The sequence below is a fragment of the Serinicoccus sp. JS2-9 genome (genome assembly GCF_059025165.1).
Genome location: NZ_CM180091.1, coordinates 1,682,379 through 1,704,094 on the forward strand (window position 1 = coordinate 1,682,379; position 21,716 = coordinate 1,704,094).

General features: G+C 71.6%; 23 protein-coding genes. 18 read left to right on the top strand and 5 right to left on the bottom strand.

The window, feature by feature from the left end; translation table 11 throughout:
• Nucleotides 1-3: 3 nt before the first annotated feature.
• From AC5PYY_RS08300 to AC5PYY_RS08315, 4 genes are all read right to left on the bottom strand, one after another.
• Complete coding sequence (locus tag AC5PYY_RS08300) at nucleotides 4-786, bottom strand: hypothetical protein (RefSeq protein ID WP_493896360.1); 783 nt, start codon at nucleotides 784-786, stop codon at nucleotides 4-6.
• Entirely contained in the window at nucleotides 783-1,112 is a 330-nt protein-coding gene (locus AC5PYY_RS08305) for a hypothetical protein (protein ID WP_493896361.1), read from the bottom strand. Before AC5PYY_RS08305 ends, AC5PYY_RS08300 begins: the two co-directional genes overlap by 4 nt.
• A 537-nt stretch (nucleotides 1,113-1,649) precedes the next feature.
• Nucleotides 1,650-1,952: a hypothetical protein gene (locus AC5PYY_RS08310; protein ID WP_493896362.1), complete on the bottom strand. Its 303-nt coding sequence runs from the start codon at nucleotides 1,950-1,952 to the stop codon at nucleotides 1,650-1,652.
• A gap of 461 nt (nucleotides 1,953-2,413) precedes the next feature.
• Nucleotides 2,414-3,832 carry an MFS transporter gene (locus AC5PYY_RS08315; RefSeq protein WP_493896363.1) on the bottom strand — a complete coding sequence of 473 codons (1,419 nt, stop codon included), beginning with the start codon at nucleotides 3,830-3,832 and terminating at the stop codon, nucleotides 2,414-2,416.
• An 80-nt stretch (nucleotides 3,833-3,912) separates the two neighbouring features.
• On the opposite strand from AC5PYY_RS08315, the gene AC5PYY_RS08320 reads away from it, so the two are divergent.
• From AC5PYY_RS08320 to AC5PYY_RS08385, 14 genes are all read left to right on the top strand, one after another.
• Complete coding sequence (locus AC5PYY_RS08320) at nucleotides 3,913-4,368, top strand: glutaredoxin domain-containing protein (RefSeq protein WP_493896364.1); 456 nt, start codon at nucleotides 3,913-3,915, stop codon at nucleotides 4,366-4,368.
• 170 nt (nucleotides 4,369-4,538) lie between these two features.
• Nucleotides 4,539-5,396 (top strand): hypothetical protein, encoded by an 858-nt coding sequence (locus AC5PYY_RS08325; RefSeq protein WP_493896365.1) that lies wholly within the window; start codon nucleotides 4,539-4,541, stop codon nucleotides 5,394-5,396.
• A gap of 79 nt (nucleotides 5,397-5,475) precedes the next feature.
• A complete protein-coding gene (locus AC5PYY_RS08330) occupies nucleotides 5,476-6,189 on the top strand; it encodes a response regulator transcription factor (protein WP_493896366.1) in 714 nt (237 codons plus the stop codon).
• Nucleotides 6,186-7,118, top strand: a complete 933-nt coding sequence (locus AC5PYY_RS08335; RefSeq protein WP_493896367.1) for a sensor histidine kinase — start codon at nucleotides 6,186-6,188, stop codon at nucleotides 7,116-7,118. The genes AC5PYY_RS08330 and AC5PYY_RS08335 overlap by 4 nt, the downstream gene beginning before the upstream one ends.
• A 379-nt stretch (nucleotides 7,119-7,497) precedes the next feature.
• On the top strand, nucleotides 7,498-7,794 hold the full coding sequence (gene gatC, locus AC5PYY_RS08340; protein WP_493896368.1) for an Asp-tRNA(Asn)/Glu-tRNA(Gln) amidotransferase subunit GatC: 297 nt from the start codon (nucleotides 7,498-7,500) through the stop codon (nucleotides 7,792-7,794).
• Nucleotide 7,795: 1 nt separating this feature from the next.
• Nucleotides 7,796-9,328, top strand: coding sequence for an Asp-tRNA(Asn)/Glu-tRNA(Gln) amidotransferase subunit GatA (gene gatA, locus AC5PYY_RS08345; RefSeq protein WP_493896369.1), 1,533 nt, complete (start codon nucleotides 7,796-7,798; stop codon nucleotides 9,326-9,328).
• The gene (gene gatB / locus AC5PYY_RS08350) at nucleotides 9,325-10,878 is read left to right on the top strand and encodes an Asp-tRNA(Asn)/Glu-tRNA(Gln) amidotransferase subunit GatB (RefSeq protein ID WP_493896370.1); all 1,554 of its coding nucleotides are present in this window, start codon (nucleotides 9,325-9,327) and stop codon (nucleotides 10,876-10,878) included. Before gatA ends, gatB begins: the two co-directional genes overlap by 4 nt.
• 119 nt (nucleotides 10,879-10,997) lie before the next feature.
• On the top strand, nucleotides 10,998-11,840 hold the full coding sequence (locus AC5PYY_RS08355) for a hypothetical protein (protein WP_493896371.1): 843 nt from the start codon (nucleotides 10,998-11,000) through the stop codon (nucleotides 11,838-11,840).
• 9 nt (nucleotides 11,841-11,849) lie between these two features.
• Nucleotides 11,850-12,560, top strand: a complete 711-nt coding sequence (locus AC5PYY_RS08360) for a class F sortase (RefSeq protein ID WP_493896372.1) — start codon at nucleotides 11,850-11,852, stop codon at nucleotides 12,558-12,560.
• A 71-nt stretch (nucleotides 12,561-12,631) separates the two neighbouring features.
• Nucleotides 12,632-13,585: an NAD(P)-dependent oxidoreductase gene (locus AC5PYY_RS08365; RefSeq protein ID WP_493896373.1), complete on the top strand. Its 954-nt coding sequence runs from the start codon at nucleotides 12,632-12,634 to the stop codon at nucleotides 13,583-13,585.
• 12 nt (nucleotides 13,586-13,597) lie between these two features.
• Nucleotides 13,598-14,110, top strand: coding sequence for a SixA phosphatase family protein (locus AC5PYY_RS08370; RefSeq protein WP_493896374.1), 513 nt, complete (start codon nucleotides 13,598-13,600; stop codon nucleotides 14,108-14,110).
• Nucleotides 14,111-14,434: 324 nt separating this feature from the next.
• The gene (locus AC5PYY_RS08375) at nucleotides 14,435-15,358 is read left to right on the top strand and encodes an ABC transporter ATP-binding protein (protein WP_493896375.1); all 924 of its coding nucleotides are present in this window, start codon (nucleotides 14,435-14,437) and stop codon (nucleotides 15,356-15,358) included.
• A 1-nt stretch (nucleotide 15,359) separates the two neighbouring features.
• Nucleotides 15,360-16,208, top strand: a complete 849-nt coding sequence (locus AC5PYY_RS08380) for an ABC transporter permease (RefSeq protein ID WP_493896376.1) — start codon at nucleotides 15,360-15,362, stop codon at nucleotides 16,206-16,208.
• Complete coding sequence (locus tag AC5PYY_RS08385; protein ID WP_493896377.1) at nucleotides 16,205-17,041, top strand: ABC transporter permease; 837 nt, start codon at nucleotides 16,205-16,207, stop codon at nucleotides 17,039-17,041. Before AC5PYY_RS08380 ends, AC5PYY_RS08385 begins: the two co-directional genes overlap by 4 nt.
• 45 nt (nucleotides 17,042-17,086) lie before the next feature.
• Here the strand turns inward: AC5PYY_RS08385 and AC5PYY_RS08390 are convergent, their stop codons facing one another.
• Nucleotides 17,087-17,986 carry a ketol-acid reductoisomerase gene (locus AC5PYY_RS08390; RefSeq protein WP_493896378.1) on the bottom strand — a complete coding sequence of 300 codons (900 nt, stop codon included), beginning with the start codon at nucleotides 17,984-17,986 and terminating at the stop codon, nucleotides 17,087-17,089.
• Between the two features lie 262 nt (nucleotides 17,987-18,248).
• On the opposite strand from AC5PYY_RS08390, the gene AC5PYY_RS08395 reads away from it, so the two are divergent.
• The 4 genes from AC5PYY_RS08395 to AC5PYY_RS08410 all read left to right on the top strand — a co-directional run bounded on the left by AC5PYY_RS08395 (nucleotide 18,249) and on the right by AC5PYY_RS08410 (nucleotide 21,667).
• On the top strand, nucleotides 18,249-18,848 hold the full coding sequence (locus AC5PYY_RS08395; protein ID WP_493896379.1) for a DUF2975 domain-containing protein: 600 nt from the start codon (nucleotides 18,249-18,251) through the stop codon (nucleotides 18,846-18,848).
• The gene (locus tag AC5PYY_RS08400; protein ID WP_493896380.1) at nucleotides 18,848-19,111 is read left to right on the top strand and encodes a helix-turn-helix domain-containing protein; all 264 of its coding nucleotides are present in this window, start codon (nucleotides 18,848-18,850) and stop codon (nucleotides 19,109-19,111) included. Before AC5PYY_RS08395 ends, AC5PYY_RS08400 begins: the two co-directional genes overlap by 1 nt.
• Before the next feature lie 211 nt (nucleotides 19,112-19,322).
• Complete coding sequence (locus AC5PYY_RS08405) at nucleotides 19,323-20,378, top strand: tyrosine-type recombinase/integrase (protein ID WP_493896381.1); 1,056 nt, start codon at nucleotides 19,323-19,325, stop codon at nucleotides 20,376-20,378.
• Entirely contained in the window at nucleotides 20,375-21,667 is a 1,293-nt protein-coding gene (locus tag AC5PYY_RS08410; RefSeq protein WP_493896382.1) for a tyrosine-type recombinase/integrase, read from the top strand. The genes AC5PYY_RS08405 and AC5PYY_RS08410 overlap by 4 nt, the downstream gene beginning before the upstream one ends.
• Nucleotides 21,668-21,716 lie beyond the last annotated feature (49 nt).

Sequence of the window (21,716 nt, forward strand, 5' to 3'; positions counted from 1 at the left end):
CCGTCAGAGCGCGTCGACACCGAGGACCGGGTCGGTGATGCGGCGCAGCGGGCTCAGCCCCTCGCCCGGTATGCCGCTCGGGTGCGCCTCGGGCGCCCAGCGCAGGACGAGGGGACGGGCCAGGACCGCTTCGGTCAGGCCGGTGGCGGAGTAGCCGTCGGCGACCATGGCCTCCTCTATGGCTCGGAGCAGGTCCGGGGCGTGCCGACCCGCCAGGAACCACCGATCGAAGCAGGTCAGGTCCGCATCGGCTCCGCCGCTCTCTGGGTGCAGTCGCTCGTTCATGACCAGGCGCGCCTGGCCAGCCGGGGTGGCGTCCACACCGTTGACCAGAAGGGCGTGGCCGAGGGTCTCGCCGGGGCGCAGCAGAGGACCCGGTCGGATGCCATAGCGGGTGATGAAGTTGGCTCGACGAATGAGGCGCACCCGCCCCGGGTCGAGCGTCGACCACGGCACGGCATACTCCCCACGGCGCCCCAGCACGAGCCCGTGGCGGCACACCCGGTGCTGCTCTGACCAGCCCCGGACCCAGAAGGCTCCGGTGGCGAGCAACAGCGCACCAGCCGCGAGCACCGCCAACCAACGGCCGATCGCGTCGGGGGCGAGCGGCATCAGGAGCAGCAGCGCCGCCGGTGCAAGGACGACCAGAGTGGTTCCCCTCCAGCCCGGTGTCGCCCGGAAGGTCGCGAGCTCTGGACCCATGTCCGCCGGAGTCAGCTCCAGAAGTCCGCGGATCCGCAGGAGAGCGTCAGGATCGACGTCGTCGAACTCCTCGAAGCGACTCACCCGTCCTCTTCCCCCTCGTGGGAGGATCCCGACGTCGGGCGCAGCAGAGTGTGCAGGGCCGAGGGCAGCTCGGCGTCGTCGACACTGCGGTAGCGGATGGTGAAGCCCTCCGCCAACTCTTGCGACACGACGGTGAACTCAGGGGAGACGATGACCCCCAGGCCGCTGGTCGTCCTCTCACCGACGACCTCCACGCGGGTCACGCTCGTCACCCCCAGGGCGTCGGCGAGCGGGGCCTCGGCGCCGCGCCGCATCGTGAGGAGCGCGGCGAGATGTGGTTCGCCCCAGGTCGCGTAGGCGTCTTCGACCAGGTCGGCGTCGAACAACTGCCGAGCCTTGAGAGACCGGAGCGCGGCGCTCGTGGCAGCCTCTCGCTCGTCTTCGTTGAGCGAGGAAAGCCACGGGCTAGGGTACGCGGAGCTCTTCGCCACGGGGTGGTCCAGGCCGTGCATCTCCTCGTCGGTGAAGGAACCGAACTCCCACGGTTCCTGCGCCCGCTCGACCGCTTCGTAGAGTTCGAGGCGAACGCCAGCGGTGGTCAGGCTTCGCGAGGCCTCGAGGAGGCGCTCAATCCCCACCTGAGAGCCACCCCCAGACCTTCTTGGTGCCGTCGACCACGGCGCCCCCGACGTTGCGAGCCGTGTCGGCGATGGCTTCGCGGTTCTCGTAGGCCCACGAGCCCTGTCGTCCATCACCCCGGTGATCACCTCGTAACCGCCCATGAGTGCTGAGACAGGGCCCATGACCCGTGAAGCGACCGGTCCGACCGCTCGCGTGATCCGATCGATCCGGGTCATCACGGGACTGCGAAGCGGACGTATGGAGTCTCCAGGGACGTCGGGGTATCTGGTGTGGACCAGGTCTCACGCCTTCTCCTTGCCGACCAGGCTTTCGTAGGGGCCGTAGAGCCTCTGGGCTTGCGAGGTCCGGGGGGCCGGTTGGGCCACGAGGCGGTTGAGTGCACGGACGAGTCCCTTTTCCGCCCGCACCATGCCGCGGAAATCGCCTGGACTGCCCTGGGCCACGGTGTAGACGCTGCGAGCGGCGGCGTACTGCGCCTCGACGTTTCGATTCAGTCGAGCAACTCTCCCGTAACTTCCGAGCTGGTAGAGCTGCCACCCGCGGGTGCCGGCGGCTTTCGCCTTGGTGGCCTGCTGCGTGATCATCCGACTGTTGTCGCCGTCCCGGCTCGCCACACCTCACGGAGGTCACGTCGATCGATTCCGACATCTGCGGGGACGATCGCGGCACTGGCCAGCACCCACGCTTCCACTGGCACCATCGAGGATGAGCCTGGAGCCCATAGGTCCGCCTCGGCGAGGAGGTCGTTGATGGCCTGGCGCCGAGCACGTTCGACGTCATCGAGTGCGTCTTCGCCAATGCCCCGCCGGCCTCCGTGCCCAGTCCAACGACGCGCAAGGCGTCGGTGCGGATGTCATCGCCCACATGTGTGAGCACGCTCACTGGTCAGCGCGTCCGGGTCCCCTCCGGCAAAGGTCATGGTGACTCCTCCCCGTTCTCAGTTGCCTCCCGATCGTAACGGTGGGCTGCTGCGACGCTGGCGCCCCGATCGGAGGTGACGGTGGAAGTCTCGTCGGGGCAGGCATTCCCCGGTCGGTGGCACGGCTCAGACCGGTTGCTGCTCCGTCTGCTCGGCGGTGCGTAGCCCGAACCAGCTGATGACCCCGCCGCCCACGAGTAGCGCCGTGCAGGCCAGCATCGCCCACCGGTAGCCCTCGGTGAAGGCGACGGGATCGGCGTAGTCGTCGCCCGAGAGCCCGACGAGCGCCGGCAGGGCCGCCACCGACAGCAGCGAGCCGGTGCGGGCCACGGCGTTGTTGATGCCGCTGGCGAGCCCGGCATACCGGTCCGCGACCGCGGCGAGCACCGCCGCCGTGAGGGGCGAGACGAGCAGCGCGAGCCCGAGCGCGAAGACGACCATGCCGGGGACCACCCCGACCCATCCGGTGCCGCGCCCGATGCCGACCATGAGCACCGTCCCCACACCGCAGACGATCGGGCCGACGGTCATCGGGATCCGCGGCCCGATCCGGTCGGCCAGCGCCGCCGCCCGCGTCGAGAGCAGCAGCAACGCCACCGTCACCGGCAGCCCGGCCAGCCCGGACGCGGTGGCCGACCACCCGGAGGTGACCTGGAGCTGGATGACGACGAAGAGCATGACCGCCCCGAGCGCGCCGTAGACCAGCAGCGTCATCGCGTTCGCCGCGGAGAAGACCCGGGAGCCGAAGAGGTGCAGCGGCACCAGCGGGTGTGACGCCCGCCGGCTCCACAGCAGGAAGGCCATCGCTGCGACAGCCGTCACCACCCAGGCCAGCACGAGCGCCCACGTGGCAGACTCTGCGGCGGTGGTGAGCGCCCACGTCGAGGCGCCGAGGGTCACGACCACCAGCGCCGACCCGACGAGGTCGAAGCGGCCGCTCGACTCGTCGTCGCGGCTCTCCGGTGCCGACCACCACGCCAGCGCCATGACGGCCAGGCACAGCGGCACGTTGATCGCGAAGATCCAGCGCCAGCTCGTCGTGTCGACGATCGCGCCGCCCAGCAGCGGCCCGATCGCGGCGGCGATCCCGGAGACGCCGGCCCAGGTGCCGATGGCGGGCGCCCGGTCGCCGGGGGCGTAGCTGGCCTGGATCAGCGCCAGCGCGCCCGGCGTGAGCAGCGCCGCCCCGATGCCCTGCACGAGCCGGGCGGCGATGAGCTGGCCTGGGTCCTGCGCCAGCGCGCACAGCGCGGAGGCGACCATGAACCACGCCATGCCGATGAGGTAGACCCGGCGGCGGCCGATGCGATCACCGAGCGCACCGGCGACGAGCACGAGGGAGGCGAGCGAGAGCAGGTAGCCGCCGACCACCCACTGCAGCTGCGGCAGCGAGGCGGACAGCGACTCACCGATGGTGCGCAGCGCGACGTTGACGATCGACCCGTCGAGGATCGCCACCCCCGACCCGAGGGTCACGGCGGCGAGCATCGCCCGGCCGCGCGGCGAGCGCCGGTCCAGATATCCACCCTGCGGCTGATCCGTCACCGGCTCAGCGTAGGGCTCCCGGTGACGGGATCCGTCCCGCGGGCGATCCGCCGCCAGGGCGCGGGAGCCATCATGGGGGTATGCGCTCTCGACCTCTCTGGATCGCTCTCGTCGTGCTGCTGGCCCTGGTGGCGGTGGACCTCTACCGCGACGGCTCGCGTCTGGCGGCGGTGGGCTACGGTGTCATGGCTCTCGGCATCGCCTGGTGGACCTCACCCTGGCGGGGGCGCGGGGGCCCGCGACAGCAGGAGGTGGAGGCGATGGCGCAGGACGATCCGCGCCGGGCCGTGGTCGTCTACTGGCGGCCGGGGTGCGGCTTCTGCGCCCGGCTCAAGAGCAGCCTGGGGCGGCTGCGCGACCGGGCCACCTGGGTCAACATCTGGGCCGACGAGGAGGCTGCGGCCTTCGTGCGCAGCGTCAATGACGGCAACGAGACGGTGCCGACCGTGGTGATCGACGGCATACCCCACACCAACCCCGACCCCGCGCTCGTGCGCGAGCGGCTGGAGGCCGTCGGGAGCGGGCCCGCGGGCTGACCCCGCCGCCCTCGAGCGCCGCGGCGACCCTCTCGCGCACCGCCTGTCGCAAGGCTGCGACACCCGGTCGCCGGACCGGTACTGAACTGCGATGATGGCGCGATATCGGGGACCTAGCGTCGTTGGTGAGGGCAGGCACCAGGCCGGCCCGCATCACCGGAGGAGACATCATGACGCGCACCACCAGCACCCGTTCCACCGTCCGCCTCGCTGCCCTGGGCGGCGCCCTCACGCTGGCGCTCACCGGGTGCCAGGTCAGCTTCGAGGGGGACACCCCGCTCGGGGACGGGCCGTCGGAGTCCGCCTCCCAGGAGGCCACCGAGGCGCCTGAGGAGACGGGGCCTGAGGAGACCGAGCCGGAGGAGACCGACCCGGAAGAGACCGAGCCGGAAGAGACGGAGACGGACGCCGAGGACACCGACGCCGATGACACCGACAGCTACGGCGAGGGCAGCGGCACCTCGACCGAGGCCGATGAGGAGGGCGCGGACCACAGCGACGACGGCGTCCCGGCACCTGGCTCGGTCTTCGACGTCGGCGACACGGTGACCACGCACGTGCAGGCACTGGAGCCGGGGGAGGAGCTCTATGGCCGCGCGACCCTGGCCACCACGGTCACCTCGATCAGCATGGGCGACGGCTCGCTCTTCGCCTCGGCGGCCAACGCCGAGGAGTTCCAGGGGTTCTCGGAGTGGTACGTCCAGGTCGAGCACGAGTGGCTCACCTTCGAGGGTGAGCCGCAGGCCAACATGGTGCCAACGTTCGTGGGCTACACCGACTCGGGCCTGGAGGTCCGGGCGGTCTACAACGCGACCGACCTGTCCGGCATCCCGGGGTGCAGCATCGACCTGCCCCCCACGGAGGACCGCGGGGTGGGTGAGACGGCGTCCGACTGCAAGGTCTTCGCGATCCCCGACGGCCTGACCCTGGAGTCCGTGGGCTGGCAGGGGGACGACAAGATCGATGGCGACGGCGTGGCCTCGGACAACCCCTACTACGACGACCCGGTGCTGTGGGTCTCGCGCTGACCGTGGTGTGCCGCGCCCGCTCTCGCCCGCGACGCGGGCGACGGCGGGCGCCGGTGCGCGCCCGAGTGGGGTGCGGCTCATGAGTGACCGGCCCCGGGTCCTGCTCGTCGACGACGACGCGACGATCCGCGAGCACCTGGCCCCCGTGCTCACCCGCAGCGGGCTCGAGGTGGTGACCGCATCCCACGGCGCCGAGGCGCTCGACACGATCGGCCGCGACCGCCCCGACCTGGTCATCCTCGACGTCATGATGCCGGTGCTCGACGGCCGCGACACGCTGCGCCGGATCCGCGCGGAGCACGAGTGGCTCCCGGTCATCCTGCTCACTGAGGTGGGCGAGTCCTTCGAGCGGGCGGCGGCTCTCGACGAGGGGGCCGACGACTATCTCAACAAGCCCTTCGGCCCGCAGGAGTTGCTGGCCCGCATCCGCGCCGTGCTGCGCCGCTCGGGTCCGGGTCGGGCGCCGCTGTCGGCCGCTGAGGGGCTGCGTGCCGGGGACCTGCGGATCGACCGGCCGGCCCGCCGGCTCTGGCTCGGGGGTCGCGAGCAGCAGGTGACGCCGCGTGCTTTCGCGCTGCTGGAGTTCCTCATGTCCCACCCCGACGAGGTGTTCAGTCGGGATCGGCTGCTGCAGACCGTGTGGGGTTTCGATGCGATCGTCACGACGCGCGCGGTCGACCACCGGGTCGCCGAGCTGCGCCGGCTGCTCGGCGATGACGCCGCCAGCCCTACCTGGATCGAGACGGTGCAGGGGTTGGGTTACCGCTTCATGCACTCCGTGGAGCGCGGATGAGGGCCCGAGGTGGTCCGGAGCGGTCCGCCCTGGCGTCGGTCCTCCTGGTGCTCGCGCCCGCGGCGCTGGGGCTGGCCGTCAGTGTCCTCTGGGACGCGCTCGCCGACCCGCCACGGTATGCCGTCACGGGCGGTCTTGCGTGGGTCCCCGCGATGGCCGGGGTCGCTGCGGCGCTGGCGCTCGGCCTGTGGGTCGTGTCCGGACGGCGGGCCCGGGAGCGGGAGCAGCAGCGGACCGAGCAGGCGCTCGCGGACCAGGGAGCGCGGCAGCGACGGCTGCTGCACCGGCTGGACCACGAGCTCAAGAACCCGATCCAGGGCATCCGCACCGCGCTCGCCGACGAGCCGTCGGACCGCCAGCGCAGCAGCATCGAGGTGCAGTCGCGGCGGCTGAATCGACTCATGAGCGACCTGCGCAAGGTGGGGGAGGTCGAGCACACGCCGCTGGAGCTCGGCCCGGTCGACCCCTCGGAGCTCGTCGCGGAGGCGGTCGACGCCCTGCGCGAGCTGCCGGGCGCCGACGAGCGCGCGATCAGCGTCGCCCTGCCGCAGGCGCCGCGGCCGCTGCCCAGCTTCACCGCCGACGGCGACCTGCTCTTCCTCGCGCTGTCCAACGTCCTCGCCAACGCGCTGAAGTACTCCGCGCCCGGTGACCGGATCGAGATCCGCGGGCGCGAGTCCGACGAGGTGTTGGTCGTCGAGGTCGCGGACACCGGCATGGGCATCCCGGCCGAGGAGCTGGAGACCGTCTGGGAAGAGCTGGGCAGAGGCAGGGAGGCGCGGGGGATCGAGGGTTCTGGGCTGGGCCTGCCCCTGGTGCGGGCCATCGTGCGGCGACACGGCGGTGAGTGCACGCTGGAGTCGTGGCACGGTGAGGGCTCGACGGTGACCCTGCGGCTCCCGCTCGCGACCCCGACCGCCGCGCGCTGAGCCACGCCGAGCCGAGCCCCCTCCACCCGCACCGAGCGCGTCGTCTGTCCACTCCAGCAGCCTCGTCTGTCCACCTCAAGAGCCTGGACTGTCCACTCCAAGAGCCTGGACTGTCCACTCCGGCAGCCTCGTCTGCGCGAGCCCCCGGCCCGTCTCCTCCCCGGCGCCCAACCTGAGCAAGGCTGCGCACGGCATACCCGGTCGAGAAGGACGCGTCAGGTGCGCAACCCGTCCCCAGGTCGGCCTTCCGTGCAGACGAGGCTCTCGGACCGTGCAGACGAGGCTCTCGGTGCGGGGAGGGGGGCGCGTCGCGGGGTGGGCCGCGGCCTGAACGTGCCGGGCAACAGGGTCGCAACGCGCGCGACCTAGACTGGCGGCCATGTCCAACCTCTCGCGCGAGGACGTCGCGCACGTCGCCATGCTGGCCCGGATCCAGCTCGAGGACACCGAGCTCGACCGGTTCGCCGATCAGCTCGACCAGATCGTCGACTGGGTCGGTCAGGTCGGCGAGGTCGCCTCGGCCGACGTGCCCCCGATGTCGCACCCGATGCCGCTGACCAACGTCACCCGCCCGGACGAGGTGCGCCCGAGCCTGACCCGCGAGCAGGCCCTGGCCAACGCCCCGCAGGCGGAAGACGACCGCTTCGCGGTGCCGCGCATCCTGGACGAGGAGTGAGATGAGCGACGTCACCAGCATCGAGAGCGACCTCACCCGCCTCACCGCCGTCGAGATGGCCGACCGGCTCGCCGCCGGGACGCTCACCTCGGTCGAGCTGACCCAGGCCCACCTCGACCGCATCGAGCGGCTCGACCCGGCCCTCAACGCCTACCTGCTCGTCGACGCCGAGGGCGCCCTCGCCACGGCCCGCGAGGTGGATGCCGCCCGCGCCGCGGGGGAGGAGCTGCCCCGCCTCGCCGGCATCCCGGTCGCGGTCAAGGACATCGCCTGCACCGAGGGCATGACGACGACCGCGGGCAGTCGGATGCTGGAGGGCTTCGTGCCGCCCTACGACGCCACGATCGTCACCCGGCTGCGCCACGCCCGCATGCCGATCCTCGGCAAGACCAACATGGACGAGTTCGCGATGGGCTCCTCCACCGAGCACTCCGCCTTCGGCCCGACCCGCAACCCGTGGGACCTCTCCCGCATCCCCGGCGGGTCCGGCGGCGGCAGCAGCGCGGCGGTCGCGGCATACCTCGCGCCGCTGGCGATCGGCTCTGACACCGGCGGCTCGATCCGCCAGCCCGCGGCCGTCACCGGCACCGTCGGCACCAAGCCGACCTACGGCGCGGTGAGCCGCTACGGCATCATCGCGCTCGCGTCGAGCCTGGACCAGATCGGCCCGTGCGCCCGCACGGTCGCTGACGCGGCGCTGCTGCACGAGGTCATTGCCGGGCACGACCCGATGGACTCCACCTCGATCGACGCGCCCGTCCCCGACGTGGTCGCCGCGAGCGGCACCGCCGACCTGACAGGTATGCGGATCGGTGTCGTCCGGGAGATCAGCGGCGGCGACCACGGGTTCCAGCCGGGGGTGCAGGCCCGGTTCGACGAGGCGCTGGAGCAGCTGCGCGCGCTCGGCGCCGAGATCACCGAGGTCTCCTGCCCCCACTTCGGCTACGCCATGGCCGCCTACTACCTCATCCTCCCCTCCGAGGCGAGCAGCAACCTCGCGCGGTATGACGCCATGCGCTACGGCCTGCGCGTCACCCCTGACGGCAGCCCCAGCGCCGAGCAGGTCATGGGCGCCTCCCGCGACGCCGGCTTCGGCGAGGAGGTGAAGCGCCGGATCATCCTGGGCACGTATGCCTTGTCCAGCGGCTACTACGACGCCTACTACGGCCAGGCGCAGAAGGTCCGCACCCTCATCGCGCGCGACTTCGAGGCCGCTTTCGAGCAGGTCGACGTGCTGGTCAGCCCGACCGCACCGACCACGGCGTTCAGGATCGGCGACAAGACCGAGGACCCGATGGCGATGTATCTCAACGACATCGCCACCATCCCCGCCAACCTCGCCGGCGTGCCCGGCATGTCGATCCCGTCCGGCACCGCCGACGAGGACGGCCTGCCCGCCGGGGTGCAGATCCTCGCCCCCGCGATGCAGGACCAGCGCCTGTATGCCGTCGGCGCGGCGCTGGAGGCCAAGCTGCGCGAGGCGCACGGCGGCTACGTCATCGAGCAGGCTCCCGAGATCGAGGTGGAAGCGTGAGCACCCACACCCGCGACGCGGTCGTCAGCTTCGACGACCTCATGACCCGCTACGAGCCGGTCATCGGCCTCGAGGTCCACGTCGAGCTGGGCACCGCGACCAAGATGTTCTGCGGTTGCGCGACGGAGTTCGGCGCCGAGCCCAACACCCAGACCTGCCCGGTCTGCCTGGGTCTGCCCGGCGCGCTGCCGGTGGTCAACGGCACCGCGGTGGAGTCGGCGATCCGGATCGGGCTGGCGCTCAACTGCCAGATCGCCGGCTGGTGCCGCTTCGCCCGGAAGAACTACTTCTACCCGGACATGCCGAAGAACTTCCAGACCAGCCAGTATGACGAGCCGATCGCCTTCGAGGGCCACCTCGACGTCGAGGTGCCGCCGCGCGAAGGAGTCGACGAGGAGCCCTTCACCTTCCGGGTCGAGATCGAGCGGGCCCACATGGAGGAGGACACCGGCAAGTCCACCCACGTCGGCGGCGCCACCGGGCGGATCCACGGAGCGAGCCACAGCCTCGTCGACTACAACCGTGCCGGCATACCGCTCATCGAGATCGTCACCAAGCCGCTGACCGGCGCCGGTGACCGGGCGCCCGACGTCGCCCGCGCCTACGTCGGTGCGCTGCGCGACCTGCTGCGCGCGCTGGACGTCTCGGACGTCAAGATGGAGCAGGGCTCGTTGCGCTGCGACGCCAACGTCTCGCTCATGCCGACCGGGTCGCAGGCCTTCGGCACGCGCACCGAGACCAAGAACGTCAACAGCCTGCGCTCGGTGGAGCGGGCGGTGCGCTACGAGATGACCCGGCACGCCGCGGTGCTCGACGCCGGCGACGCGATCCTGCAGGAGACCCGGCACTGGCACGAGGACACCGGCATCACGACCTCCGGGCGGCCCAAGTCCGACGCCGACGACTACCGTTACTTCCCCGAGCCCGACCTGGTGCCGGTGGCGCCGAGCCGTGAGGACGTCGAGCGGCTGCGCGCGACCCTCCCGGAGAACCCCGCCGAGCGGCGCCGACGGCTGCAGGGTGAGTGGGGGTATACCGATCTCGAGATGCGCGACGTCGTCAACGCCGGAGCGGTCGAGGTGATCGAGGAGACGGTCGCCGCGGGTGCGACGCCCGCCGCCGCCCGGAAGTGGTGGATGGGCGAGCTGGCCCGCCGCGCGAAGACCGCGGGCGAGGACGGGGGGTCGGTCGATCTGCTGGATCTCGGGGTCACCCCGGCTCACGTCGCCGAGCTGGACGGCCTGGTCACCAGCGGCCGGCTCAACGACTCGATGGCCCGGCAGGCGCTGGAGGGCGTGCTCGCGGGGGAGGGCACGCCGACGCAGGTCGCGGATGCCCGCGGCCTGGAACTGGTCCAGGACGACGGCGCGCTGCAGGCGGCGGTCGACGAGGTCATCTCCGAGAACACCGACGTGGTCGAGAAGATCCGCGGCGGCAAGGTGCAGGCCGTCGGTGCGCTCATCGGCCAGGTGATGAAGAAGATGCGCGGCCAGGCCGACGCCGGCAAGGCCCGGCAGCTCATCCTCACCACCCTCGGGGTGGACGTCTGACCAGCGGCTGCAAAGTTCTCGCGACCCGGGCTAAACATGTGGCCCGGGTCGCGGCGTCTGGTGGGTATGCGGCAACTCGCCGTGGATGTGCAGACCACCACCTCAGGGGAGGACGAACGATGACGTTCAGCACCAGCACCAGGATCAGGACCGGCGCCGCCCTCGGCGTCGTGGCGGGGCTCTGCCTCGCACCGACGGTCGCGATGGCCCAGGACGACATGGAGACCGTCGGAGGGGTCAACTACTACTCCAGCGGGACGACGGTGGACGGCCTCACCGCCAGCGGACCCTTCCTCGGCTGCGACAAGGAGCCGACGTTGGCCGCGTGGGAGCTGCGCAACGGAGGCGATGCCGCCGTCGGTGTCCGCTTCGGGCAGTCCAACACCCACTGGGTGCCGGCCGGTGGGCGCATCGTCGGCTACACCTTCCTGACCAACACAGACGCGGACGGCCGGCCGGCGGTCTTCTATCCGTTGGAGATCAACGGGTATCCCTCGGGTCTGGTCGCCACCAGCGACGCCCCGTGCCACGACTGGAGCGGTGAGGAGGCCCTGGTGGAGCACGACTTCCCCGACGCCCCGGCCGCGAACTTCTACGAGTCGAACCCGCCCCAGTGCTGCGGTGCCGAGCCGGACCACGACGACGAGCAGCGCGGTGGCAACGAGGGCCCGGCTGACGACGGGGCCGAGCAGGACGAGCAGCGCGGTGGCAACGAGGCGCCGGCCGAGGGTGAGAGCGGTCAGGACGAGCAGCGCGGTGGCAACGAGGCGCCGGCTGCCGGCGAGAGCGGTCAGGATGACGCGGCTGCGGTGTCGGGTCCGCGCATCGAGACGGGCACCGTCGCGACCGTCGAGCGCACGGCGCCTGCCGGACCCGGCACGGCCTCCCGGGTCGCGTTGGTCGTCGGCGTCGTCGGCGCCCTGACGATCGGGCTCGCCCGGCGCGTGCCGGGTCGTCGCTGAGGCGCCCAGATGCGCACGGTTGCCGCTGCCGCACTCGCCGTCGTGCTCGCGGGCACGACGGCGGGGTGCGGCAGCGGGCCAGAGCCCGGGTCCGGCGCGACTCCACCGGCCACGTCCACGGACGCGGCCACGGCGACCTCGGCGCGGTCGCCGGCCACCGCCGCAGGGAAGACCTCGGGCGGACCGGACGACTCGGTCGTCACCACCGGCGACGTCGAGTCGGCCGCGGTCGAGGACGAGGTCGGGGCGGCGAAGACCGAGCCCGAGCCGGTCACCCCCGAGGTGCCCACCTCGCTGAGCCTCGCGGGTGTGGGCAGCTGGGAGTTGTGGGCCGCCGGCACGACCGCGGAGGGCATCATCAACCCGCCGGCCGGGACGGTGCAGTGGTATGACGCCTCGCCCCGCCCCGGTGCGGCAGGCATCGCCGTCATCGCCGGGCACGTGACCACGGCGGGTGCGCCGGACGTCTTCGCCGACCTCGCTCGCGCGGAGGTGGGAGGCGAGGTCGTCGTCCGGGACGCGGCGGGGGTCCAGCGGGAGTTCGAGATCACCGCGGTCCGGTCGGCCGACAAGGACGAGATCATGGTGGACCCTGCGGTGTGGGGGCCGAGCGAGGTCCCGCGACTCGCGATCGTCACCTGTGACGCGGCGTCGCCCGTCGAGGCGGGCGGCCACCTCGCGGCCAATCTCGTGGTCGAGGCGGTCGCGACCGGCGGCTGAGCAACCATGGGCGACGCCCGGTGGGGGCTGGGGCAACCATGGGCGACGCCCGGTGGTCGTAGGGTGCGCTCATGAGTGTCGTCGCGGCCGTGCCGGAGCAGCTGCTGCCCTACCTCGAGCCGGTCGACGGGGTGGAGGTCGTGGCCTACGACCACGAGGACCGCGACACCGTGCCCGGGGGCGGTCGCGACGTCGACGTGCTCGGCATCGCCATGATCGCCGGCCCCTGGCTGACGCGGATGGGCCAGATCCCGGGGCTGCGGGCGGTCGTGCTGGCCTCGGCCGGCTTCGAGCACGCGCTGCCCCACCTGCCGGACGGTGTGCAGATGGCCAACGCCGTCGGGGTCCACGACACCGCCACCAGCGAGCTGGCGCTCGCGCTCGTGCTCGCGGCGCAGCGTCAGCTGCCGCACCACGTGCTGCGCCAAGCGGAGGCGGTGTGGGACCGATCGGCGCCCGGCCCGTGGCGCTCGCTGGCCGACTCCCGGGTGCTCGTCGTCGGCTACGGCGGCATCGGCCGTGCGCTCGCCCGGCGCCTCGTCGCGGCCGAGTGCGACGTGGTCGCCGTGGCCAGCACGGACAAGCCCGGTGACGATCTGGTCGAGCAGGTCCACGGCATCGACCGGCTGCCCGAACTGCTGCCTCGCGCCGACGTCGTCGTGCTCACCCTCCCCCTCACCGACCGGACGCGCGGTCTGCTCGGCGCCGAGGAGCTGGCGCTGCTGCCGGATGACGCGCTCGTCGTCAACGTGGCCCGCGGGCCGATCGTCGACACCGACGCCCTGCTCGCAGAGTGCGCGGCCGGTCGGCTCCGGGCGGCCGTCGACGTCACCGAGCCCGAGCCGCTGCCGGACGGCCACCCGCTGTGGAGCACCCCCGGCGTCCTGGTGGTGCCGCACGTCGGCGGGGCGTCCCCGGCGTCGCTGCCGCGGATGGGTCGCTACCTGCATCGCCAGCTGACGGCATACCGTGAGTCGGGAGAGCTCGACCACCGGGTCGACCCGGGCGGTCCACCCACGCGATAGCAGGAGGAGCCCATGCCCACACTCGTCCTCATCCGGCACGCCAAGGCCGAGTCCAGGGTCGCCGACCACCGAGGAGACCACGAGCGCGAGCTCGTCGAGCGGGGGCATCAGGACGCCGCAGCGCTGGGCGACTGGCTGCGGCAGGAGGGTCTCGCCCCACAGCTGGCTCTCGTCTCCACGGCGGCGCGGGCCCGCCAGACGCTGAGCGCCGCGCTTGGCCACGACCTGGTGGAGATCTGGCCGACCCGGCGCATCTACGACGGGGGAGTCGACGGGGTCGCCGAGGCGGTCCAGGAGGTCCCCGACGAGGTCGCGGTGCTCTGGGTGGTCGGCCACGAGCCGGTGATGTCGACCCTCGCGTGGGACCTCGCCGACGAGGAGGAGGAGCGCGACCTGCGCGCGGACCTCGAGGTGGGTCTGCCGACCGCGTCCGCGGCCGTGCTCGAGGTGCCGGTGCCGTGGGCCGACCTGGGCTACCAGTGCGCCCGACTGGTGGGCCGGCATACCGCGCGCTCCGGTAACTGAACGCCAGGTGACGTGGAATTAGGCACGTGGCCCTGGCGCCAGGGGTCTGGCCGACGTGATCTACTCGGCCGCCGGCAACTCGGCCGACGAGCACTAGTTACAACAAGGACATCTACGCCTGGAACTTCGAGGTGGGTGCTCCGCGCTACGTCAACCTCTTCGGCAACGTCTTCTACTGGAGCGGTGTCGCACCGCACGCGAGGCACGCGGGGCCGCCACCGACGCACGGTGGCGGCCCTGGGGCATACCTGCGGGGTGGTCGTAGCAGGTCCGGGCGACAAACCTGGTGAGGTATGTCGGTCGGCCGGGTTAAAGTCCACTCTCGTGCCAGCAGTGATCACCGGGCGGGGGCTCCGCAAGACCTACGGCGACGTCGCCGCTGTCGACGGCATCGACTTCGAGGTGCAGGCGGGGGAGAGCTTCGGGCTGCTCGGGCCCAACGGCGCGGGCAAGTCCACGACGATGCGGATGATCGGCGGCACGCTGTACCGCAGCGGGGGAGAGCTCGACGTCCTGGGCATGGACCCGGCGGCGCAGGGCCCCGAGGTGCGCGCCCACCTCGGCGTCATCCCGCAGCAGGACAACCTCGACGAGGAGCTGCGCGTGCGCGAGAACCTCGTGATGTATGGCCGCTACTTCGGGCTCTCGCGCTCCTTCCTGGCGGCCAAGGCCGACGAGCTGCTGGAGTTCGCCCAGCTGGAGGGGCGGGCTAAGGACAAGGTGAGCGCGCTGTCCGGCGGCATGAAGCGGCGCCTGACGATCGCGCGCGGGCTGGTCAACGAGCCGCGCATCCTGCTGCTCGACGAGCCGACGACCGGTCTGGACCCGCAGGCGCGGCACATCCTGTGGGACCGGCTCTTCCGGCTCAAGGAGGCGGGCACGACGCTGGTCGTGACGACGCACTTCATGGACGAGGCCGAGCAGCTGTGCGACCGGCTCATCGTCGTCGACCACGGGCAGATCATGGCGCAGGGCTCCCCGGCGGCGCTCATCCGGGAGCACTCGACCCGCGAGGTGCTCGAGCTGCGCTTCGGCTCCTCCCGCAACGCGCAGGTGGTCGAGGCGCTCGAAGGCGTCGGCGTCCGCAACGAGGTGCTGCCGGACCGGATCCTGGTCTACACCCCCGACGGGGAGTCGGCGCTGGAGGAGGTCACCCGGCGCGGTCTGCACCCCGTGACCTCGCTGGTGCGGCGCAGCTCGCTGGAGGACGTCTTCCTGCGGCTCACGGGGAGGTCGCTCGTTGACTGAGGTGGACACCACCAGGCTCGCCTACTCCGGGCGGGCGCCGGCGCACGCCGACATGGCGGTCCGGGCTCGGCGCTTTGGCATCTGGTTCTACGCCGAGACCGTCCTGCGGGGGATGCGCGCCTTCGCGCTGCCCATCGCCCTGTATGCCGTCGCCCAGCCGCTGCTCTACATGGTCGCGCTGGGCGTCGGGCTGGGTGAGCTGGTCGACCGGGGCAGCGGCCCGGTCGACGGCGTCGACTACCTCGTCTTCGTCGCTCCCGCGCTGCTGGTCTCGACGGTGGTCATGTCGGTGACAGCGGAGATGACCTATCCGGTGATGTCCGGCTTCAAGTGGATGCGGCTCTACTACGGCCCGGCGGCCTCCCCGCTCACGCCCGGGCAGATCGCGCTCGGGCACCTGGTGGCCGTGATCATCCGCTTCGTGCTGCAGGGCGGCGCCTTCTGGCTCATCATGCTCGCCTTCGGGGCGGCGCCCTCGGGCTGGGCGATGTCGGCGCTGGTGGTGCCGATCGCGGTGCTCACCGCGACCGCCTTCGGGGCGCCGCTGCAGGCCTATGCCGCCACGATCGAGGACGACGGCTATCAGTTCGCCTTCATCCAGCGCTTCGTCGTCATGCCGATGTTCCTCTTCGCCGGCACGTTCTTCCCGCTCTCGGCCATGCCGGTCTATCTGCACTGGATCGGCTGGATCTCGCCGATCTGGCATGGCACTCAGCTCGCTCGATGGGCGTCCTACGGTGCGGAGCTGTCGGCCACGATGGCGGTCGTGCACCTGGCCTTCCTTGTCGGGTGCACCGTGCTCGGGGTCTGGTGGGCCACCCGCGTCTACACCCGGAGGTTGACCTCGTGAGCGCCGCTCCGGTGAGCTCGACGCCGAGCCGGCGCAGCGGCATACCTCGGGCATTGGCGGGGCTCGCCTCCGGCAACGTCGGCGCGGTCCTCGAGCGCAACCTGCGCGTGATCCGCAACCAGAACTGGATGGTGCTGCTCTCCGGGTTCTTCGAGCCGGTCTTCTATCTGCTGGCGATGGGCATCGGCATGGGCGCGCTCGTGGGCGAGGTGAGCGGTCCGGGTGGGCGGCCGATCGAGTATGCCGCCTACATCGCCCCCGCACTCCTGGCGACCTCGGCGATGAACGGCGCGATCTACGACTCGACGTGGAACGTCTTCTTCAAGCTGCGCTACGGCAAGCTCTTCCAGGCGATGCTGCAGACCTCGCTCGGGCCGCTGGACGTCGCGATCGGCGAGATCCTCATGGCGCTCTTCCGCGGCTTCCTGTATGCCCTGGGCTTCCTCGGCGTGATCACGGCGATGGGGCTGGTGACGTCATGGTGGGCGCTGCTCATGGTGCCGGCGGCGATCCTCATCGCGTGCGGTTTCGCGGCGTTCGGGATGGGCGTGACGAGCTATCTGACGACCTTCCAGCAGATGGATCTCATCAGCTTCGCGTTGGTGCCGATGTTTCTGTTCTCGGCGACGCTCTACCCGATCGGCGTCTACCCGGAGTGGATCCAGTGGGGCATCATGGCGATGCCGCTGTGGCACGGGGTGGAGCTGATGCGGCAGCTGTCGGTCGGCATCTTCACGTCGATGACGTGGGTGCACTGCCTCTACTTCGTCGGGATGAGCCTCATCGGGCTGGCCTTCACGACGGTGCGGCTGCGCAAGCTGTTCCTGCGCTGAGCGGGCGGGCCGCCTGGGCACCGTCAGGCGCGGTCGGAGGCTGACTCAGCGCAGCCAGCTGGTCATCTCGCGCACCCGCCGCCCGGCCCGCTCCAAGGGGTGCGCCTCCGCCGCGGCCTCGCGACGGCTCGACGCCTCGGCGTGGCGAGGTGTCTGGGCGCTGTCGCCGGTCGTGACGGTCTTCGGCTGACCGGAGGGCCCGTGCTGCGTGGCGAAGCCGACGACGTAGATCTGGTCCACCTGGGTCTTGAGCTCGTGCACGAGGGCGACGTAGGCGACCTCAGGCTCGACGCCCTCGGCGACGAGATCGTCGAAGGTCGACCGGAGCGCCTCCTGCAGGGGGCGCTGGATGCGCTCGCGGGAGGCGGCCATCGCGCTCACCTCGTGAGCCACCGTCGTCACGATCGCACCCGAGCGGAGCGATCCCATCGCCGCGGCGTATGCCGTGAGCGTCGCCCAGGCGGCGCCGCTGTGGTCGTGGGCGACGGCCACCAGCGCCGGGCAGCCGCGGCCATCGAGGTATTCGTCACGCACCCGGTCGCCGTCCCCGACGGCGCGGAGCACTGCCAGGTCCACCCCGTCGGGCACGGTCAGGAGCCCGTCGGCGATGGCGTCCGCGCTGGTGACGATGACCAGGTCGCCAGGATCGGTGTGTTCGGTGATGAGGCGCTGGACCGACGCAGGGTCGTGCTCGCCTTGGCCCGGTCGGGGGACGAGCACGATGTCGCACCGGCTGACCGCCTCGGCAGGAGGGACGACCGGCAGCCCCTCCATCTCGGCTCGGCCGGCGAGGCGGCTGTCGGGGTCGGTGCCGATCCAGACATCGACACCGCTGTCGCGCAGGTTGAGCGCGTGTGCGGCGGCGAGTGCGTCGAAGCCGAGGACGGCCACCTGACGATCCTGGAGCAGAGTGAGATCGGCGCTGTCCGGGTCGAGGGTTGTCACGGGCGCCACCTTACGTGCGGACGATTGGTCCGGCGCGGTGGCCGGCATGGTGCGGTCTCGTCGGTGGGACTGCGAGGTCTCAGGCGTCGGGCGCATGGTGGACGTGACAGACCGGATCTGCCGAGAGTCGGGCTTAGGCGGTTCTGCCACCTACCCCGCCGCGCGCCGGATGGCACGGTTGACCAACCTATCGTGCTTCGATAACATCGAAAAACGATAGGGTCAGCCATGTGGCCCTTCCAACAACTCCGAGGGGCAGGCCATGACCACCACCCGAACCAACCGTGACCGTCTGCGGTTCGACCGTCTCGACCAGCTGGCGACCGTCGCCTTGCTCTGGCTGGTCGTCGGCGCCGCTGCCGCCTACCCCCTCTTCATCACCCTCGACTGGGCCCTCCGTCGGCAGGTCACCCTGACGGGGGTCCCCATCAAGGTCGACAAGGGGGCCGCCGGTGCAGGCGAGGTCGTCGGCGGCATGACGGAGGCCCACGTGCTCGTGGGCGAGGTCAGCGCGGGCCATCTCGCCCTGCTCCTGGTAGGCCCCGTGCTGGCCGTGGCGGCCGCCGTCTGGGGCGCATTGCTCGTCGGGCGGTTCCTGCGCGACCTCGCGGCCGGCACCCCTTTCGAGCGCACCAACGTCACCCGGCTGCGGGTGATTGCACTCCTGCTCATCCTGGTCCCGGTCGGCGCCGGTCTGGTCTACAGCATCGCAAGAGCGCAGATCCTGGACGCAGCAGGCGCGTTCAGCTTCATCGTCTCCTTCACGCCCGCCTGGCTCGTCGCCGGCCTGCTCGTCGCAGCCGTGGCCCAGGCATTCGCCGCCGGGTCCCGGCTGCAGCACGACGTCGACGGCCTGGTCTGATGCCGCCGGAGGAGGGCCACAGGATCCTCTGCCACCTCGACGAGCTCCTGGCGGCCCGGGGAATGACGGTCGCAGCCCTCGCCGACGCCGTCGGCGTCACCCCGGTCAACATCTCCGTCCTGAAGAACGACCGCGCCAGGGCTATCCGCTTCTCCACCCTCACCGCGATCTGCGACGTGCTGGGCTGCCAGGTCGGGGACCTGCTCAGCGTCGAAACCTCTAAGGGAGAGCCAAGGCCAGAGCCTCAGACCCTTCAAACGTAGTAAGGCAGGTCGGACGTGCGCGAGTGCCGCCAGGAGCGTGGTCGCATGCTATCGCCCCAAGGCGGCCGGTCCGCACGCTATTGCTTGTTATGCACGTGATCTTCCGGGAGATTTCGACCAGCCGGTGTGGCTGATGGTCGAGGGACCGGGAGGTCGTGACATGTCGGGTCTGGATCCGTGTCTGGTCAGGTCGCGAGGGCCCTCGGGCGAGGTGGTGCTGCGGGTCGGGGTCGGCTGCGCGGACGAGTACCTGGACTTCCTGTCCGGGCGGTGCCGGCCGAACACGGTCCTGGCCGCGGCGTACGACCTGAGAATCTTCCTGTCGGTGCTCGGCAAAGACCCGGCCGAGGCGGTCCCGGCCGACGTGCTCGCCTTCATCACCGCCCAGCGCACCGGCCGTCCTGCCGGCGTGGTCCAGGGGCTGCCCGCCGACGGCGGAGGCGGGGTGGGGCCGGCCACGGTCGCCCGGCGGGTCTCCACGATCTCCGGGTTCTACGCCTTCTTGCAGGTTCGCGGGGACGTGGTCACCAACCCGGTGCCCCGGGGGCTGCCGACCCGCAGGGAGAGATCCCGCCCCTCCCAGGGCGTGCCGTTGACCAGGCGGGTCCGGTCCCTGCCGCGGATCCTGGCCCCGGCCGATGTCGATGCCCTCACCGGCGCCCTGCGCACCCACCGGGACCGGGCCATGGTCGCGGCGATGGTGCTCGGCGGGCTGCGCCGCTGCGAGGTCCTGGGCCTGCGCCTGGAGGACTTGCGGGTTGCCGAACGGCGGGTGTTTATCGCCGAGGGCAAGGGCGGGCGGCAACGCATTGTGCCCGTCTCGGCCAGGTTCTTCACCGCGGTCGCCGACTACCTGGCCATCGAGCGACCCGCCGACGCCGCGACCGGCCGGTTGTTCGTCGTGCTCAAGGGACCCACCCGCGGGCAGCCGCTGACCGTGCGCGGTATCGATCAGGTCCTGGCCGGTGCCCGGACGCGTGCGGGCCTGTCCCACGGCACCTGCCACGAGCTGCGGCACACCTGCCTGACCCGGCTGCGGGAGGCAGGGATGGCCCTGGAGGCCGTCCAGGCCCAGGCCGGTCACGCCTCGATCGAGTCCACCCGGATCTACCTGCACCTGGCCGACGACTGGCTGGCCTCCCAGTACCGCAAGGCCGCCGAGGTCATCGACGCCCAGGTCTTCGCCGGCGTCCCCGGCGTGCACGCGACACCGCCGCCGGGCGCCGGTGAACGGCCGGCGCTGCCGGGGTTCCGGAGGCTGCGATGAGCACCACCCTGCCGGTCCGGTTCGACCCCGCCCAGGACCAGCGCGGCGGCGCCGCGCCGGTCGCGACCTGGGACCAGGTCGCCGCCGAGCTGCCTCAGGTCGCGGCCACCATGCGGGCCTACCTGACCCAGCTGGCCTGCGTGCTGCGCCCGGGCAGCGTCAACGGCGCCGACCAGTCGCTGCGCTGCTTCGCCACCTACCTGCTCACCCACACCCCGACCCTGACCTGCGTGGCCGACATCGACCGGTCCACGATCGAGGCCTACAAGCCGTGGCTGGCCGCCCGCCCCGGCCGCGGCGGGACCCCGTTGGGCCTGGCCACCATCGCCGGCCGGCTGGGCACGCTGCGGATGTTCTTCATCCGGATCGGCGAGTGGGGCTGGGACGACGCCCCGGCCCGGGTGCCGATGTTCTCCGGTGACCTGCCCCGCCAGGACCGGCCCCTGCCCAAGGCGCTGGACGACCCGAGCGCCGCGCGGCTGCTGCGCGCCGCCCAGGCCCAGCCCCGGATGCTGCTGCGCGTCACCGTGGAAGTCCTGCTGCGCACCGGCCTGCGAGTCAGCGAGTACACCGCCCTGCCCGCCGACGCTCTCGTGCACATCGGCACCGGACCCTGGCTGCATGTGCCGGTCGGCAAGCTGCACCAGGACCGCTACCTGCCCTTGCACCCGCACGTGCTCACCCTCATCCAGGACTACCGGGCCACCCACGTCGACCCCGCCCACCCGCTGCTGCTCCCGAGAGAGAACGGCCGGGCGCTGGACCGGCACACCGTCACCCGGATGATCAACAAGGCCGGCGCCGCCGCCGGCCTGGCCCACATCCACCCCCACCAGCTGCGCCACACCCTGGCCACCCAGGCCATCAACCGCGGCATGTCCCTGGAAGCCATCGCCGCGATGCTGGGCCACTCCTCGATGGACATGACCCTGCGCTATGCCCGCATCGCCAACCGCACCGTCGCCGAGGAGTACTTCGCCGTCACCGACAAGGTCGACGCCCTCTACACCGACCCCGCCCACCTGCCCGCCGACGCCCTCGGACCCAACATGGCCCGGCTGCGCCGCGAGCACTCCCGCATGCTCGGCAACGGCCACTGCACCCGACCCCCCGAGCTCGACTGCGCCTTCGAGTCCATCTGCGAGACCTGCACCTTCTTCCAGACCACCATCGCCTTCCGCCCCACCCTCCAGGCCCAGCACGACGACGCCCACGCCAAGGGCCAGACCCACCGAGCCCAGCTCTTCGGCAAACTCCTCAACGATCTCGAGAACGGCGAAGCATCATGAACCGCCCCCACCCCCATCACGTGCATAATGCCGCACTGAGGACGCTAGC